This window comes from Ancylomarina euxina (assembly GCF_003863355.1).
Taxonomy (GTDB): domain Bacteria; phylum Bacteroidota; class Bacteroidia; order Bacteroidales; family Marinifilaceae; genus Ancylomarina; species Ancylomarina euxinus.
Window position 1 is genome coordinate 394,344 of sequence record NZ_QQWG01000001.1, and the last position, 16,530, is coordinate 410,873.

Annotated in this window: 12 protein-coding genes; 4 read left to right on the plus strand and 8 right to left on the minus strand. The window is 38.6% G+C overall.

Annotated elements, in window-relative coordinates:
* The first annotated feature begins 342 nt into the window (after positions 1-342).
* The gene (locus DWB61_RS01680; protein WP_125029155.1) at positions 343-1,203 is read left to right on the plus strand and encodes a mechanosensitive ion channel family protein; all 861 of its coding nucleotides are present in this window, start codon (positions 343-345) and stop codon (positions 1,201-1,203) included.
* Between the two features lie 145 nt (positions 1,204-1,348).
* Here DWB61_RS01680 and DWB61_RS01685 read toward each other — a convergent pair whose 3' ends face one another.
* Positions 1,349-3,010 (minus strand): DUF7467 domain-containing protein, encoded by a 1,662-nt coding sequence (locus tag DWB61_RS01685; protein WP_125029156.1) that lies wholly within the window; start codon positions 3,008-3,010, stop codon positions 1,349-1,351.
* Between the two features lie 731 nt (positions 3,011-3,741).
* Between DWB61_RS01685 and DWB61_RS01690 the strand changes: the two genes are divergently transcribed.
* Complete coding sequence (locus DWB61_RS01690) at positions 3,742-4,749, plus strand: esterase/lipase family protein (RefSeq protein WP_125029157.1); 1,008 nt, start codon at positions 3,742-3,744, stop codon at positions 4,747-4,749.
* A gap of 130 nt (positions 4,750-4,879) precedes the next feature.
* Here the strand turns inward: DWB61_RS01690 and DWB61_RS01695 are convergent, their stop codons facing one another.
* On the minus strand, positions 4,880-5,800 hold the full coding sequence (locus tag DWB61_RS01695; RefSeq protein ID WP_125029158.1) for a hypothetical protein: 921 nt from the start codon (positions 5,798-5,800) through the stop codon (positions 4,880-4,882).
* A 318-nt stretch (positions 5,801-6,118) separates the two neighbouring features.
* Positions 6,119-6,553: a transposase gene (locus DWB61_RS01700; RefSeq protein WP_148095931.1), complete on the minus strand. Its 435-nt coding sequence runs from the start codon at positions 6,551-6,553 to the stop codon at positions 6,119-6,121.
* A gap of 662 nt (positions 6,554-7,215) precedes the next feature.
* On the opposite strand from DWB61_RS01700, the gene DWB61_RS01705 reads away from it, so the two are divergent.
* A complete protein-coding gene (locus DWB61_RS01705) occupies positions 7,216-7,917 on the plus strand; it encodes a DNA-binding domain-containing protein (RefSeq protein WP_125029160.1) in 702 nt (233 codons plus the stop codon).
* Between the two features lie 268 nt (positions 7,918-8,185).
* Here the strand turns inward: DWB61_RS01705 and DWB61_RS01710 are convergent, their stop codons facing one another.
* Both DWB61_RS01710 and DWB61_RS01715 read right to left on the minus strand, forming a co-directional pair.
* Positions 8,186-9,166 carry an HpaII family restriction endonuclease gene (locus DWB61_RS01710; RefSeq protein ID WP_125029161.1) on the minus strand — a complete coding sequence of 327 codons (981 nt, stop codon included), beginning with the start codon at positions 9,164-9,166 and terminating at the stop codon, positions 8,186-8,188.
* Between the two features lie 48 nt (positions 9,167-9,214).
* Positions 9,215-9,982, minus strand: a complete 768-nt coding sequence (locus DWB61_RS01715; RefSeq protein WP_125029162.1) for an HNH endonuclease — start codon at positions 9,980-9,982, stop codon at positions 9,215-9,217.
* 494 nt (positions 9,983-10,476) lie between these two features.
* Here DWB61_RS01715 and DWB61_RS01720 point away from each other — a divergent pair, with 494 nt between their 5' ends.
* On the plus strand, positions 10,477-11,301 hold the full coding sequence (locus DWB61_RS01720; protein WP_125029163.1) for a hypothetical protein: 825 nt from the start codon (positions 10,477-10,479) through the stop codon (positions 11,299-11,301).
* 243 nt (positions 11,302-11,544) lie between these two features.
* Here the strand turns inward: DWB61_RS01720 and DWB61_RS01725 are convergent, their stop codons facing one another.
* From DWB61_RS01725 to DWB61_RS01735, 3 genes are all read right to left on the minus strand, one after another.
* On the minus strand, positions 11,545-12,723 hold the full coding sequence (locus tag DWB61_RS01725; RefSeq protein WP_158614344.1) for a PLP-dependent transferase: 1,179 nt from the start codon (positions 12,721-12,723) through the stop codon (positions 11,545-11,547).
* A 146-nt stretch (positions 12,724-12,869) separates the two neighbouring features.
* Positions 12,870-14,195, minus strand: coding sequence for a 4Fe-4S dicluster domain-containing protein (locus DWB61_RS01730; RefSeq protein ID WP_125029165.1), 1,326 nt, complete (start codon positions 14,193-14,195; stop codon positions 12,870-12,872).
* Between the two features lie 277 nt (positions 14,196-14,472).
* Positions 14,473-16,497: a molybdopterin-containing oxidoreductase family protein gene (locus DWB61_RS01735; protein ID WP_125029166.1), complete on the minus strand. Its 2,025-nt coding sequence runs from the start codon at positions 16,495-16,497 to the stop codon at positions 14,473-14,475.
* Positions 16,498-16,530 lie beyond the last annotated feature (33 nt).

The following is a 16,530-nucleotide window of genomic DNA, read 5'->3' on the forward strand; positions in this document are numbered from 1 at the left end:
TATCTTGTAGAGTTTTAATTTACCCGATATATACCCGATAATTTTTGTTTTTATATGATTCCTATTGAGTTTGGTTGATTCATTTAGTTAAGTCGATGATCTCTAAGATATTGAAAGTAAGTGTAAAATGCAAATATTAATGATTTTCAGGATGTGTAGTATTTAATATGTTATAGCCCTGTTGGGGCTACATGATAAAAGCTCCCAAACAAAAGTTTGGGAGCTTTTTTTGTTCCTAGTGCCCAAGTACACTATAATTTTGGGTCTTTATATGAATCTTAATTGAAAATTGATAGCTTTACTTAAAGCATTTATATAGGTTATTTTTTAAACAATTAAATAATGAATAAAGAAACGTTAAATTATTTTTTATTAGTGGCAATTACATTAGCTATAGCTATTGTGATATCAATGATTTTAAGAAAAATATTAAGCGTATTTATTACAAAATATGCGAAGAAGATGAGAACTGATCCTACTAATTTCTCATTCATTAAAAATTCAGTTGGCTTTATTATTTATACGACAGCTGTCATTTTTATTTTTCTCAAAATTCCTTATTTAAAATCTATTGGGACCGCTCTTTTTGCTGGTGCAGGTATACTGACTGTTGTAATTGGTTTTGCATCACAAAAAGCCTTTGCAAATATCATCAGTGGGATTTTCATCTTAATTTTTAAGCCCTTCAAAATATCTGACATTATTGAATTTAAAGATGGACAAAAAGGAACGGTTGAAGAGATAACTCTTAGACACACTTTGATTAAAGATTATGAGAATAGAAGAATTATAATTCCCAATAGTGTTATTAGTGAGGAAACCATCATCAATAGTAATATACAAGATGAAAAAATAAGAAAGCATATTGAAATCTCAATTAGCTATGATTCCAATATAGATAAAGCTATGGATATTCTGCGTGATGAAGCAGAAAAGCACCCCTTGCTAATTGATAACCGAACGCAACAAGATATTGAGAACAACGAACCTTGCGTTATTATCCGAGTTATAGCTCTATCAGACTATTCTGTAGACTTAAAAGCTTATGTTTGGACGGCAGGTAACGATAATGCCTTTATTTTAAAGTGTGATCTTTTGAAATCGGTGAAGGAGAGGTTTGACAGAGAAGGTATTGAGATTCCATTTCCTTATAGAACAATTGTTTACAAAAAAGACTTAAGCGATGGACAGGAAAATTCTTAATATTAAAAAGGCTCACAAATCTTTGAATTAGTAATAATCAATATGATTGTGCTTAGATTCTGTAGGGACTGCATATAAAATCCTCGTAAGTTTAGGCTTACGAGGATTTCTTGTTTTAAATTCCTCATCTAAAAATTAAATACTCCTAGAAATCTAATTGGAATATGATAAAATCCCTCTCGGTATTTAGTTGATAAATGTAAGGGAATTGAAAGATTGATGTACTGTAATCGTCGAGAGTACCAACAAATAGATAAGCACCACCTAAGAATTTTAAATCAGGTCGATCTGTATTATCAACTTTAACTTCCCAAAGGCCATCATTGTCTAGGTCAGATACGACAATGTTTCCTACTGGATTATCTGTGTTTGAATTCAGGTAATCAGAATTCAGGTATATTTTATGACCCATATAATTAGGAGCAAAATTATAGTAGGCTAAGAAATCAATATTTCCTGGTCCTCCTGAGGTAATCGCAAAATCAGTTGTCATAAAAGCTTTAAATGCAATTACTAATTCACATTCTTCCAGACAATATTCGCCTACTAATCCCCACTTATCAGTATCGAAATATTCTTTAAAGATGATACCACCATCAGCCCAAGCCGATTTGTCTTTGCATTTTTCCTCTTCGCTATCATCATATTCTTCTCTAATATTTGAATTATCGCCTGTGCAAAGCTGGCCTCCATTTTTACTGTATCCATCAACAATGGTGAAGGAGCCACTCGTCATGCCAATATAAATTGGTTGTGAGCAACTGGTATGAATAGCAGTGTTCTGGTCTCCATTTATGCTTAGGTAAATCTCAGTACCTAAAGTCCCTTTATCAGTTCCAACAAATGAAAACTCTTCGCCTGCATCAACATTTTCGTTAAAAATAACCACATCATCTTTCTTCTGTTTTACTGTAATCAGAGCATCTGTATCACCATCATAGGTCATTGTTAGGTTGGTTACTTTACCCTCGCAATCACAGTCGTCATCGTTATTGGGAGGAGGAGTGGTGGAGGTACAAAACTGACCACCATTTCGACTATATCCGTCAACAATAGTAAAGTCGCCTTTGACCAGGCCAATATAAAGTGGTTGTGAACAGCTGGTGTGAATTTTTGTATTTACAACACCATCGACTTTAATGGTGATTTCGGTACCTAGTGTGCCTTTTTTATCGGTTCCAACAAAAGAAAACTCTTCGCCAGCAGCAACAGTTTCGTCAAAGACAACAACCGCATCTTTTTTCTGTATCACAGTAATTACGGCATCCGTGTCACCATCATATCTTAAGGTTAAATTAGTTGCTTTACCATCACATTCTCCACAATCCACATCGTCGTCACAATTATTTACTTTGGCATGTGCCAGAACCACATAACAATCTTCACCTTCGACAATTGGAATAACATACTCGTAGCTTGTAATAGGCATGATAAATTTATCAACAAAAGGGAACTTGTCTTTGTCAGGCTCACCATCTTTCTTTAATGGAATATCTTCTTTTTTTCCAACGAATAGATTGGTTTCCTTTAGAAACCAGCCCTCATCAGCAAAGTAGGTAACATAAATATTGGTGCCATCATTCATAATACTCACATGGCCTACATCAATATTATCTTTCGTGTATAGCTCGAGAAAGGATTGTTCTTTTTCGCAAGGATCGGTTTGTCCAGTTTTAACAGAACGCTCCTGAGAAATGGCTTCTCCCTCGATCATTTGATCTGGATCTGTTTTTTCGCATGCAACAAATACGAGCAGTAGAATTGCAGTTGCGGCAAAACGTAGATTAAAGAAATTTATTTTTTTCATGGTTTAAACTTGTTTTGATTATAAGTTGGTTTTCAGTTTGTTTCTTACATTATCGTGTTGGATAAGTGTAATCGACTTTCGCAGATGAGTTTATTCTTACCGTTAAATTAAACCTTTGTAAGAATTAGAAAGAGCTTGTTTTATACTTTGGATATAATGGGGCTACAAATCACTTCATCGGTTTTATACCAAGAGGGATTTTTTATTTATTAAATAATAAGGCCTGTTTTCAATAATGCCCCAATTATTAAAGGAGACCATTATTATTATTGATATATATATAGGTTAACTATTTGCATATGTGAGATAAGAAGTTACATAATTGTAAATAAGATGTCAAGAGATGTTTGATAGATTGACCTTAATTGGAAATGTAGCCAAGCCGTGTTGTTGACTAATATTTTCATAAAAGATCTTTTCAATGGAGTAGAAGACATAATAAACTCTCCGAAACTGCCCTTAGAGAAGATTTTTTTTAGTGAGGCAACTGTTCGTGGATGAACTATAATCGTGATTGATTGTTTCCCCAGGGACTAATTGTTCTTTGTTTCGTCATGCTCTGACTAAACTTGTTGATGCGTTTTTTTGATTCACAATGATAATCTGATCAAGTGACATCATCTTCAGTTGTTAGATTAGTAAACACTTTTAAAATTCCAGCTCTCAATTAAGGCATATAGCCAATTTATCATAGCTTTGCATCACAATAAAAGAAAGCAAACAGGAATTATATGCAGCAGGTTATTATTGGTATTCATGGTTTGGGTAATAAAGCCCCTAAATTTGTTCTCGAACAATGGTGGAAAGACTCTATGAAGGAGGGTATGCTCCAAGCAAAATGCCACAAGAGCCTGCCTGAATTCGAAATGGTTTATTGGGCCGATATCCTGTACGATAAACCTCTGGACAGGTGGTCTGATGATGAAGACAGCCCCTACTATTTGAATGAACCTTTTCAGAAAGCCCCGCAACACGAGGTGATTGAAGAGCACACTATCCGACAGAAACTTAACGGTTTTATCAGCGAGAAGCTGAGCGATATTTTTCTTAACGATGATAAAACACTCAATTACAGCTTTATTACCGATAATATTCTGAAAAGGCATTTCCCCGATTTGGATGCCTATTATAAAAACGAGACAGAGCAAGAGATGTCTAGCCATGTTCGCGATCAGATTAGGGAGAGGCTGGTTCAGGTTATCAACAAATACAAGGATCGGCAGATCATGATACTGGCTCACTCTATGGGCACCATCATTAGCTACGATGTTTTAAACTTCCTGACGCCCGATATAAAGATTGATACTTTAATTACGATGGGTTCTCCATTGGGCTTGCCTATAGTGATTGGCAAAATTGCTGCCGAGCAGAAGGTGCGATTAAATGGGAAGCCCGTTTTATCGAGCCCTCCGGGTATCAGCAGTCATTGGTATAACTTGGCTGACATTACAGATCATGTTGCTTTGCATCACAAACTGGCCGATGATTTTCTTTGTAACGAAACGGGAATTCATCCCATCGATATTTTGGTGAACAACACCTACGAGATGAATGGGGTGAGAAACCCCCATAAATCCTATGGCTACCTGCAAGCTCCTGAGTTTATAAACATTCTTGATGGGTTTATTGCCGCGCCAAAACCGAGCAGGGCACAGAGGCTATTGGGCGGTATTCAGACTCTTATGGGGAAGGTGAAAGCTAAACAACAGGTGTTTAAGAATAAGTTCAATATGAATTGATTGTTTCGCAAGTCCATTGGGAAGTGCCAGACTATAAAAAACCTCTTAAACATCAGTTTAGGAGGTTTTTTGTTTTTTGATGAGGCCATCCGGCAGTGGATGAGCTGTTATCGCGGTTGAAAAATATGATTTAGTTTGGCCAGTTGGCCCAAATGCTGCAATGACCAGCATTGTCTGTTTTTTCGATATGGGTTTGTATGCCCGAGTAGGCCGCATTCATAACCGAGCGAGGACTGAAATGGACTTTTCCAGTTCCTGCATCTAAAAAGGCTTTACCAAAATGCCCCTGACTTAAGCCATGACCCGACTCATGTAGTGCAATGGTTTCTAAATCGTAATGATCCCCAATTCTCCAACTAAAGCCATCGTTATAATAGATTTCGCGCCAGGCGACATCTGCCTTTTTATTGTTATCGTAATCGCTGTTAGTAAAAATAATAGTGAAGGTCACACCCAAAATATAGGAACCTCCATCAACATCAATTAAATCGAAGAAACTGGTAGGTAACCAACCACAATGTGTCACATCCCCAAAATAATTGAAGCTACCGCCAAAGCCCAGCAATGCGGCTATAAAACCTGTTGGTTTGCCAGAGTAGGGAAGTTGTGTCATATTCAGGTTTGAGCAAGTCACCCCATCCCAGGTTGCCATAGCTCTTTGGATGGCTGCTGTGGTTTCGCTTAATGCCAGATCAGAACTAGGTCTGTTTTCGTCGATATAATAAGTAATATCGGTGGTACCATCAAGTGAGAAATCGAGATGTGGAACGAAATCGGCGTCGAGTTTCTTATTGCCAACATTCATGAAGAAAACTGTGCGCCCAATTTTGCCAGATTCGCCTGTCGTAAAGTATTCGGCTTTTAGTACGCGAAGGTTTTCTGGTACGCCTTCTCCATTGGTCGATTTAAGATTGGATTGAGAGTAGTAAGAAGAGAGATCCATGAATATGGGTTCTGCTTCGATAGGGGTTTGCTTGTCGGAGCTGTTGTTTTCGCAAGAAATAAGCGTAAGCAAGAAATAGGGTAGCAATAAGGCAATCTTTGATTTCATATGTGTGGTATCTTTAGTTAGAAAATAAGAGCTTATTCACTTATATGATTTGAAAGAATACTGAAGTTACCTCCTTGCTATTAATAAATCAAAATTATTTTGACAGACAAGCTTGAATTGGAAACTTAGCCAAGCAGATCCTTTGATGAGAATTTGTGTACGATTCAATTTCGTTCCAAATAAATAGGCTTTTTTTTTCTATTGCTGATAGGGATTCAGCGATGGATTTCTCTAGTTGGGATAAGCCAAGGCCAGTTCTATTTTTTATTTCTTCTTCCTGTTGGGACACGACATGTCGTGTCCGTACTAATTGTTTATTTATAGTTTTTGGGTTCTCGATTTATCCTTTTGCCAATTAGCGGGATTGTTTTTAATGTAATCGGCTATTCGCTTAAAAGCGTCTTCGTTTCGTATAATATGATCGTGAAATCGTGCTTGCCAGGCGAAATAGTCATGCCCATTTTTTCTGCTCCAGCGGGTTAATGATGATTTAAATTGGCCTATTATTGCCGAGATTGATCCAGCTATGGTTTTCCCAAATTGATTGGTATTGTTCTGATTAGATTCTGGTTGGTATTCTGAGGTCACGCCATGGCGTGACCGTACGGAGTGATGGTGCGGGTGTACAATGCCGATGATGCCATGGATATGGTTGGGCATAATTATGAATTCGCCTAATTCGATATGTGGAAAATGCTGGGGAATTTTGCTCCAATACAAATTGGCTTGCTTACCTATTGCTGATAGATGCATTTGGCCACCTTCAATTTTACCCAATGTATGGTCTCTATTTTTTGTGCAAATGGTGATGAAATACCAGGCTTGCGAGCTGTAATCGAAGTTGCGGAGACGGATGTGTTTGCGCGTTTTCATTTCTCTTCTGTTTAACAAACAAGAAATTACGAAAATAAATTGTATTGTGAAAATATTGGTGTTGGGCCATGGCGTGACCGTACGGTATTATTGTTTTTTATTTTCTATCCTTATAGTTGGGACACGACATGTCGTGTCCGTAAGGTATTGTATATATTTTTTGAATTATATGATTGGGTATCGCTATGCCTTATCCGTAAGGGATTATAGATTTCCGGGGAATTATTAGCAAGTATCTGTTTATTCTTTTTTGAATTTCAATATGATTTATTTTGTTAAAATTCTATGATGTGTAAAATTTCCTAACTGAACCGAATGTAGTTTACAATAAATTAGTAAATTCATATTGCCTTAGAAAAAAAATAACCTCATAAGATGGAACAGGAGAGGATAGGAAGCAGGAGATTGGGGGCTTGGAACCGAATTTATTCAGAATCGATATATAATTAAAAAACAGGGCCCACAGCTGTACATCATCTACTTTGGACGGCGGAGGATGCAGCCGTAGGGTCCTGCCAGTATTCATTTCAAAATTTGAAATTATGGCCCTAAGATACGGTTTAATTTTAAATCATCTGACTGATGATCCAGATGACTATATGGGACTTGTTACCGATAACGAGACCATTACAACAGAACAAATTGTTGAACAAATGATTGGCAAGGGTTCAACAGTAACCAAGGCAGAAGCGCTTTCGGTAATCGAAGAGTTTAATTATGCCGTGGTTGATTCCATTGCCAAAGGGAATAATGTAAACACCGAGCTGTTTAAGGTTTATCCAAGCTTGTCGGGTGTTTTTGTTAATGAGCACGATGTTTTCGATAAAAAACGCCACTCTATTCGTTTAAACTTAAACGCAGGTAAACGATTGGCTGAAGCCGCTTCGAATATCGAGTTGCGTAAGGTTGAGGTGACCTTGCCACAGCCCGTCATTCAGCGATTCACCGATCTGAAAACAAAAACCATTAACGAGAGCTTTAGCCCGGGGCAAATTGCTTCCCTAAAAGGGGCTTTGCTTAAGTTCGATGAGGAAGACATAAACCAAGGTGTCTTTTTTATTGCAGCCGATGGCGCCGAAACACGCGTTAGTAATGTGGTAAAAAACAAACCTTCCGAACTGCTTTTCTTCGTGCCTGAAAGCCTGACAACAGGTACTTTCCAGATTGAAGTAAGAACCATTTTTAAAAACTACAAGAGCATGCGCGTGGGTCGATTCTTAACCGACTTGACACCTGTAAGCTAATTAAAGTAAATTCCTGATTCTGAATAAATTTTAAGCCGATTCGTAAGAGTCGGCTTTTCTATTGCTGTTGATTTGTCTTGTTTGTGCGCCACGACTCTTTCGGTCGTGCCTCGGCGACTGTTGCGGTCGTAGTACCACGACCGTTGTGGTCGTGCACCCACGACTGTTGTAGTCGTAGTACCACGACTGTTATGGTCGTGGGGGGGAGTTGGGCTTAGAAGCCTAAACGAAAAATCCTCCTGAGTTGTTGGGAGGATTATGAAACAAATTACTTTATAAATCTTATTTGTAAGTTAAGTTTGATCTTCTGTATACCATTTTCTGTATATATATTTCCAAAGCTATGTTTTTTTCTATCTGGAGTTTCGAGTTTTGTATTTCTGAAAAGATATTCCTCAAAGCTTTTTGCGAAATAAAAATGGTAACAAATTAATTCTCCATCTTTTCTAACAACTAGATATCCACCAGTGGCTTGATAATCTCTCTTCCATACTTCAGCAGCTCTCATTCCTAAAGCGTAATCAGTGAGGAATTTTTTCATGATTAACTCATAGATGCTTGAGTTAACTTCCAAGTTATAACCAATTGAGTTTGTAGTGGTTATTTTTTCAATGAATTTATGTATTGTGTTTTCAGAACTGATATCATTTGTGTAGTATAATAATAGAATCTCAGCAAGTATTTTATCAAAGTTAAAATCGATAGTCTGCAAATTTGATTCAAAAATGGGATGTTCGACTTTGTCAAATATTAAAGATGATCCAAATTCCTTAATACGTGAAATTTTATCAGAATACTTCTTTAAATTATGTATTTCCTCAATTTGATCTTCAGATAATTGCTTGCCTTTTATTAAATAGGTGAAATTAGTTGCACCACTTGCATTAAGAAGAGTAGAAGGTCTTCCTAGTTGTGATTTAACACTGAACCCTAAAGTTTTGTTTTTATCAATCCGTTTAAGGAATTCATCAATTAGAGTAATATTATTTTTCTCTTTTTTAGTTTTTGACACATCAATGAACTCATACCACAAGCAATCATTATAACCAAAGATTGATACGCTATGAAAACTAAATTTTGGGATTCTCCATGAATCAGGATAAAACCAAGATCCTTCTATGAGATTGTCAGTTATGTTTTTTTTGATTATTTCTAAAGATAGATGCTTAGGATTACTGAAAATAACTTCCCCATATTCTTTATAGTTGTTTTCATCGCGAAAAAGGTATTCAAACTTAATGTTAGTCATATTGTTTTTGATGCTAAACTAACAAACGAATTTGTGCTTGTCCACGGACTATAAGTCACATTTTACTCTATGGTAACCCAAAAACTCCATACTAGGTATTCCTCTGCTAGGCAATATTATCTCTTGGCCTTCCATTTTGCCAAAGTGAGTTTGGTAATAGTCTTTGGTGCAGTGTTCTTTAAGGTTTGTTGTGAGAATCATGCGGTAATCTTCATCGAAACTGATGAGATGTTTATCGAATGCTTTATCGTAAAGTGCCGAAAGGCAAATGCCATTGGCAGGGTTGAGGCGTTCTTCTTTGTTTTCTGCCCAAGGTATAATGTGGCTAGCTATAAGCAAGGCTGGCATGTCTATACCCGTTACGGCACATTTGCTGTGGTAGTTGGAAAGAATCATCTGGCGGAAAAAGTTTTGATTGACTCTTGTCTTTACGTAACGTTCGCGGGTTTCGCCTGCCATTGTGCTTAGGTCGGGGAGTTCAGCTTGGTATTTATTTTCAAGACTCAGGCCTTGCATGTCGGCAAGTATGTTTTCACTTTCAAATACGAGGGCTTCTCTGTTGTTTTGGAATTCTTCAAAAATCAAACGGTCACCTTTCCCTGCGTTTTGCATTCCTTTTATCCCTCTGGCTTGTAGGTTAGGATCAAAACTTGCCAGATTTGATAGTTTTAAACCAAGGGCGCTAGGTGTTCGTCCGATCAATTCAGCCAACTGAATAATCTGTGGATTGGTCTTGGAAATCTTTCCAAAGTCTATCTTACAGTAGAGGTTAAAGGCAAGGATCAATTGTTCTCTTGTCCAGTTTGGGTTGCGCATTAATTATATTGTTTATTTTGGGTTATGTAAAAGTAGATAAAATATCATAAAAAAAGTGATTTGCTGAATGTTCATGCATGCTGTCTGTTTGACTTTTCATATTAAACTTTAAATGATTACTTGGTAATCTCTATCTCTTAGGGGTTTTGGGTCGGTTTCTCTTTTTTGGATGCTGAGGGAGTGGAAGAAGGAACAGAAATGATACACGATTTTAGAATTTTTTAATCCGACTCAGGCTAATTTATAAATTTACAAACTGACTTATTTAAATTGTTAGTTCTGGCAGTATGAGGATTTTTTTTGAGGTTTATAAAATAATTTTTGATCATAAGCATGCATTGCTATATCTGTTTTGATTATTTTTATGTTTCTTTGTTGAACTGTTTTTTTATTTGGCATTGAGATTGATAGAGGCAAGCTGTCATCCCGATATTCGAATTAAAAAAACGCAAAGCCAGCATAAAAACAGATTTAACGTATTAATAAACCCACGCATGAACTATTTAAAATACCTATTGATCATCCTCTTGTTTTCTTCTTTTCAGCTTAGTGCTCAGGATAGAATTATCAAAACCGATCGTGATACCATCATCTGTAAGGTGAAAGAAATTTCGACCGATGAGGTGAAATATATCTTACCCGAAACCTCTATGGATATTGTGTTTGGTATAGATAAGAACGACATTATTAAAATTATTCTGGAAAATGGCAAGGAGCTGTCCTTCTCTCATTCTCTCTATGGTGAGAAAACCTATGAGGATCAGAAGAAGCATGCTCTTAAGGTCGACTTTTTGGCGCCACTTACCGGCAACATGACGTTCTCTTACGAGAGACTCATTCGACCATCGAGAAGTTGGGAAGTGAGTTTGGGTATTATTGGTTTAGGTGATGATGTTAGTGATGAGAACCCGCGTGGCGCTTTTGCCAAGTTCGGGATGAAATTTATAAAGAGTCCTGACTTTTATTTAAAAGGTCTGCGATATGCACATATCTTAAAAGGCACCTATGTGAAACCTGAGATTGCTTTCTCGACCTATTCTTATGAGCCTAGTTATTACTACTATTCTTATGGTTCTGGATTTTCTTCTAATAATGAAGATAGAGTGAACAATTGGGCTGCTTCTCTTAATATTATTGTGGGTAAGCAGTATGTTTTTAACGATATCTTTCTTTTAGATATGTACTTCGGCTTGGGTTATGGCTTTAGTAAAGATGATGACTATGAAGACAGGGGGTATCATTACGGTTTCACTGGAGGCAATTCGGATACACCACTAACGGTATCGGCTGGTCTTAAGATTGGTATTTTGTTGAAATAAAAGAGTAAGTATTTAATATAGAAACATTGAGAGCTTCACTTGCTGTGAGGCTCTCATTTTTTTTTGCTTATCGATAAGCAAAATATAGAATGTCATTCTGTCCTAATACTTATCGGGTTCAGAACCTTTCACTCATCGATACTGAGATCCTGAAACAAGTTCAGGATGACGAATACCTTCAAATCGATATAAAAAAAGACGTGATAAATCACGTCTCTACCTTATGCGTTTTACGATATTGCATCAAATCATAATTCGTAATTGGTTTAAAGCCCCGCCAATTAGGTTTTTCAATTTATCGATCTTTTCGATGCCCACCGATAATCGGATCACGCCAGGTAGTGGGTATTTTGCTCCCCAAACTGGCTCAACAGGCAATAGAATGGTATCCACTTCGCCCAATGTTGGCACCAATGGAATGGTGTCTTCCAAGGCGGCGATAAAACGGTTGCATTTCTCTCTTTTGTCTTCGTCTGAATCTCCTTTAATATCGAAAGTTAGCATGCCACCAAAACCTTTATCACCAAATAAGTCAAGGGCTTCCTTTCGGGTTGGGTGAGATTCTAATCCCGGATATAAAACCGCTTCAATTTGAGGATGATTCTCCAAATAGCTTGCTAATTCCATGGCATTTTTGCAATGCTTGTCGAATCGCAGTTCGAAACTTTTTAGCTGGGTTCCCAATCGGTAAGCATCGTCTGGACTTAAGAAATGCCCTGCCCATTTTCGATACTCAATGGCTTCTTTCATTAGCTCCTCATTGTTACCACAAATAACACCAGCGGTAATATTGCCATGTCCGCTTAGGTATTTGGTTGCCGAATGAATGACCAAATCAGCACCATCCATGAGGGGTTTCCAAAGGTAAGGGGTTCCAAAGGTATTGTCTACAATTATTTTGGTTTGATACTGTTTCGCCAGCTCCATAATGCGTTGTACATCGGCCACAATCAGCATCGGGTTTGATACCGCTTCGAAGTAGAGGAATTCAGGTTGAATTTCCTTTAGCAGACGTTCCAGTTCAACAAAATCGTAAAGCCCATCATTGGCATAAAAGCGATGCACATCTAAATTACGACGCTTGATCAATACGGTATCGATAAAGGAATTCGTTCCCCCATAAATCTCATGAAAAAACAGCCAGGGACGCGTATCTTTCCCTTTCTGAAAAACCGAGACAGCCACATCGATAGCTGCCATTCCAGTTTCAACAAGCAAAGCCCACTTGCAATCTTCCAAAGCCATAATTTGTTTTTCGACTGCCACAACCGTTGGGTTACGGTATCTGGAATAGATGTAATCATCGGGTTCGTGAGCATGATCCAGTTCGGCCGCAAAGGCCTCTTTGGTTCGCTTTGAGTTTTGCAGATTAAAGCCAGCTTCACGGTAAAGCGGCATGTGAGAAGCGTTGATTTTTTTCATGGTCATTTTATTTATTGGTAGAGACGCACGGCCGTGCGTCTGTATGTGCGTCTGTATGTGCGTCTGTATGTGCGTCTGTATGTGCGTCTGTATGTGCATTGGGTTTGTTTTTTTCATTAGAGACGCACGGCCGTGCGTCTGTACAATCAATTTATAATTCGTAATTCTTTTTCCGGGGTAATAATATCCGATTCGTGATAGAATTCTGATCGATCGATAATTTCCCCTAAAAATAGGATGGCTATTACGATGCCTAAATCCAATTGAGGGTGTATATAATGCAGGGCAAAAGGCACAAATAAAGCGAGTAATCGCAGTGCTGATACCCAAGGTAAATAGCTTAATTTTTGCTTTCGAAGAGATTGTTTTCTCCAGACATATAGACTGGCTTTTGTCAGAACGATCAATTCGATAAGTAGAGTGCTATCGGCAATCCATGCAAAAAGTAAAATGGCCGTAAGGCTTACCATTCCTGAATGCAGTGGCAAAGGATCTTTTCGTTTCAAGAATTTATAAACCTGATCAACCGATATCAGACTGAATATGCCAAAGACCATAGCGGCATAACCTATCATCTGATTTTCGCTGATGATTTGCAGACCTGTTAGTCCGAGGAAGGCTGAGAATGAAAAAATCTCACGACTCAACCATGAGCCTTTCAGGTTAAGAATGAATCGCCACATACGCAACTTTTTACCAATATGCAGAGAGGTGAGGGCAATGGCCAAAACGGAGATGATTGCAAAAGGAATCAAAGGCATTTCCATTTTCCCGAATAGGAAGGCGGTTTGCCAGCTAACTAATCCAGCCACTGCAAGCGTGAAAAGCACTAAAGTCCATTCCTTATCTAAGGCAATTTTTGATTTTAATTTGGGCAGATAGCTTTCCAGTTTCTCGATATCAATTTCTACCGCATCGGTATTTTCAATTTGTGGCTTTGCGTGTTCTTCACGAAGTGGAATCAGCTGAATAGATGGTTTGATGCCCCTATTCACAAAACCGGGTGTTAGGTGGTTTTCTTCATTTACCTCTTCTTGTCCGAATGACAAAGCCCCAAGCGGACAAGCCTCAACACAAGCGGGGCGTTTCCCGTCTGATATTCTATCCACGCAGAAATTACATTTCTCTATAATTTTTGTGGACGGATTGAATTTCGGTGCATCGTAAGGGCATGCCCAGGTACAATACTTACAGCCAATACAAGCCTCGGCATGATGAATGATGGCGCCCGTTTCTTTATCGCGGGTATAAGCCAAGGCTGGGCAATTCTTCATGCAAGGGGCATCCTCACAATGGTTGCAGGCCAGCGAAAAATGAAAGACGGGTAGGCTAGGGTGCTTTATTTTGTTGTGGCAATTTACCTCGCGCCAATTCAGGCCCAGGCTGGTGCTATTTTCTATGCTGCAACCAGCAACACAAGCCATACAGCCAACACATTTGTTTGTGTTAAATATGAATGAGTTCTTCTTCATGGTTATATTATTGGCATTATATGGTTTTTTAATTGCTTTGTTTTTTTTATTAAGGTTTTAGTACTTAGAGTATTTATGAGTTTTGAATGCTTTCAGTTATACCTTTTTCACTTTATATATTTCGTCGCATGTTGCAATAGCTCATTTATCAAGAGCGGTAGTTGCGACGAGTGATTTATTTCATTTACGCCATGGTCTTCATCCATGGTTATTTATATTTAATCCCTTCGGGATATTTTAAACACTTTATATCAATTCTTAATTCATAATTTCTAATTCATAATTTTTTAATATCGACCCAAGTATTGTGAAAGGCCGTTCCATGCCCAATATCTGTTTCTCTTCCTTCGGTGAAAAGGTTAGGTGCCGCACCATTTATGGCCCAGTGTCCGTTGGTGAGAACCACATTGCCCTGTCGCAAACCCAAATCGAATTGCACTTTAACTTCAGCTCGCCCTTTATGATTGTAAAGTTCCACTGGCTCCATATTGGCTATGCCTTTTGCTTCAGCATCCAATGGGTGCACAAACAGGTAGGCCTCTGGTTCGAATTGTTTGATCACCTCCAGATTTCCAAACTGAGAATGAATTCTGTTTTTGGAATTGGGTGAGATCAGCTGCAAAGGAAAATCCTTTTGTTCAGGCAAAGGCACATAGTCGGGCAGGGGATCGATCCCCCAAAGTGTGTTGGCTTGCTCGCTATACAATTCAATTTTTCCCGATGCTGTGGGGAATTTGTGATCGGCAAAGGGAATCTCTTCAAATGAATTGGCCAATTGCGGTCCTTTTTTTAGGTCTGCAAGGCTCAGTTCAGGAAATTTATCGAGGAATGCCTCTAAGTATTTTTCAATGGCTTGATCCGTCGGTTCTGGAATCTGTTTGCTGATTTCAGCCTCATCCATACCCAAACGTTTTGCCAGTAGGTAATAAATCTCTGTTTCGGGTTTTACTTCGCCTGCAGGTTCCAGCACCTTTTGTTTCAATTGCACATAGGGGTTCCAGTAAGAACCTATAATATCCGATTGCTCGAACATATTTTTGGCTGGAAGAATAATATCGGCCTCGTAAGCCGTATCAGTCATGAATTGTTCCACCACCACGCGAAAATCAGCTTTGCGAAAAGCCTTTCGAATGGCAAGTGTGTCGGGATTTTGAGCAAGTGGATTACCACGCTCTACCCAAATCATTTTTATTTCTGGATCGACAATATTCAGGAGATCTTCTCCCAGCTTGGCGACCGATATTTTTCTACGAAAACTTGGATGTTCACAACCCGGAAAATAAGACTCGGGTTCTTTCAAATCGTCGAAAACATAGCTTTGCAAATTGGCATAATGCCAGCAAGCACCTTGTTTGCCAATATTCCCTGTTATCACCGAAAGAGCCAGCAAGCAACGTGTGGTCTGTCCTCCATTTTCGTAGCGTTGCATACCATAGCCAGGAATAAGCGTCATGGGTTTTATTGTTCCTATTTGCTTGGCTAAATCTCGAATGGATGCTTCGGATACGCGACAGATTTGCGAAACCTTCTCAGTTGTATAAGCTTTTACTCGTTCCTTAAATTGTTCGAATCCTAAAACGTTCTTTGCTATAAAGTCATGATCGATCCAATCATTCTTGATGATTTCTCTGGCAAGCCCCAAAGCCAAAGCAGCATCGGTTCCCGATTTCACCTGAAACAGGCTATTCGCACGTTCACTTGATGGGGTTCTTCTAGGGTCGATAACGACAAATTGCGCGCCTTTTTCCTGAGCCTTTTCAATAGGCATCATCTCCTGAATGTTTGTTTCCGCAGGATTTTTTCCCCACAAAACAATCAGCTTAGCATGTTCCAAATCCCAAGGTGCATTATGCTTGTTAGCACCCATAGTTAGTCGAGCTGCCTCCAAGCCTGCAGGCCAGCATAGGTTGCCATAGGTTGTTGTGGCTCCACCAAACATTTTCCAGAAAGAGGTACTGACCCCATTTAACAATCCTGACATTCCGCTCGAAGCGAAATACAAGACCGAATGAGGCCCGAACTTATCTTTGCAATTCTTTAACTGATCTGTAATCGTATCTAAAGCCTCATCCCACGAAATACGCTTATACTTTCCGTCTGCCATTCGCTTTTGTGGATACAAAATTCGATCTTTCGAATTGGCGCGTTCCACATAGGCCAAGCCTTTAATGCATGGACCTTCGGGGGTGGCGAGATTTTCGGTATGTGGCTCAATACCCGTTACGATATTGTTTTCCACTCTCACTTTTATGCTACAAGTGCTGTAACAATTTCGAGGGCATGCTGATGAGATTAGCTTCATGGAATTGGGATCTTATATTCGATGACAATTTAC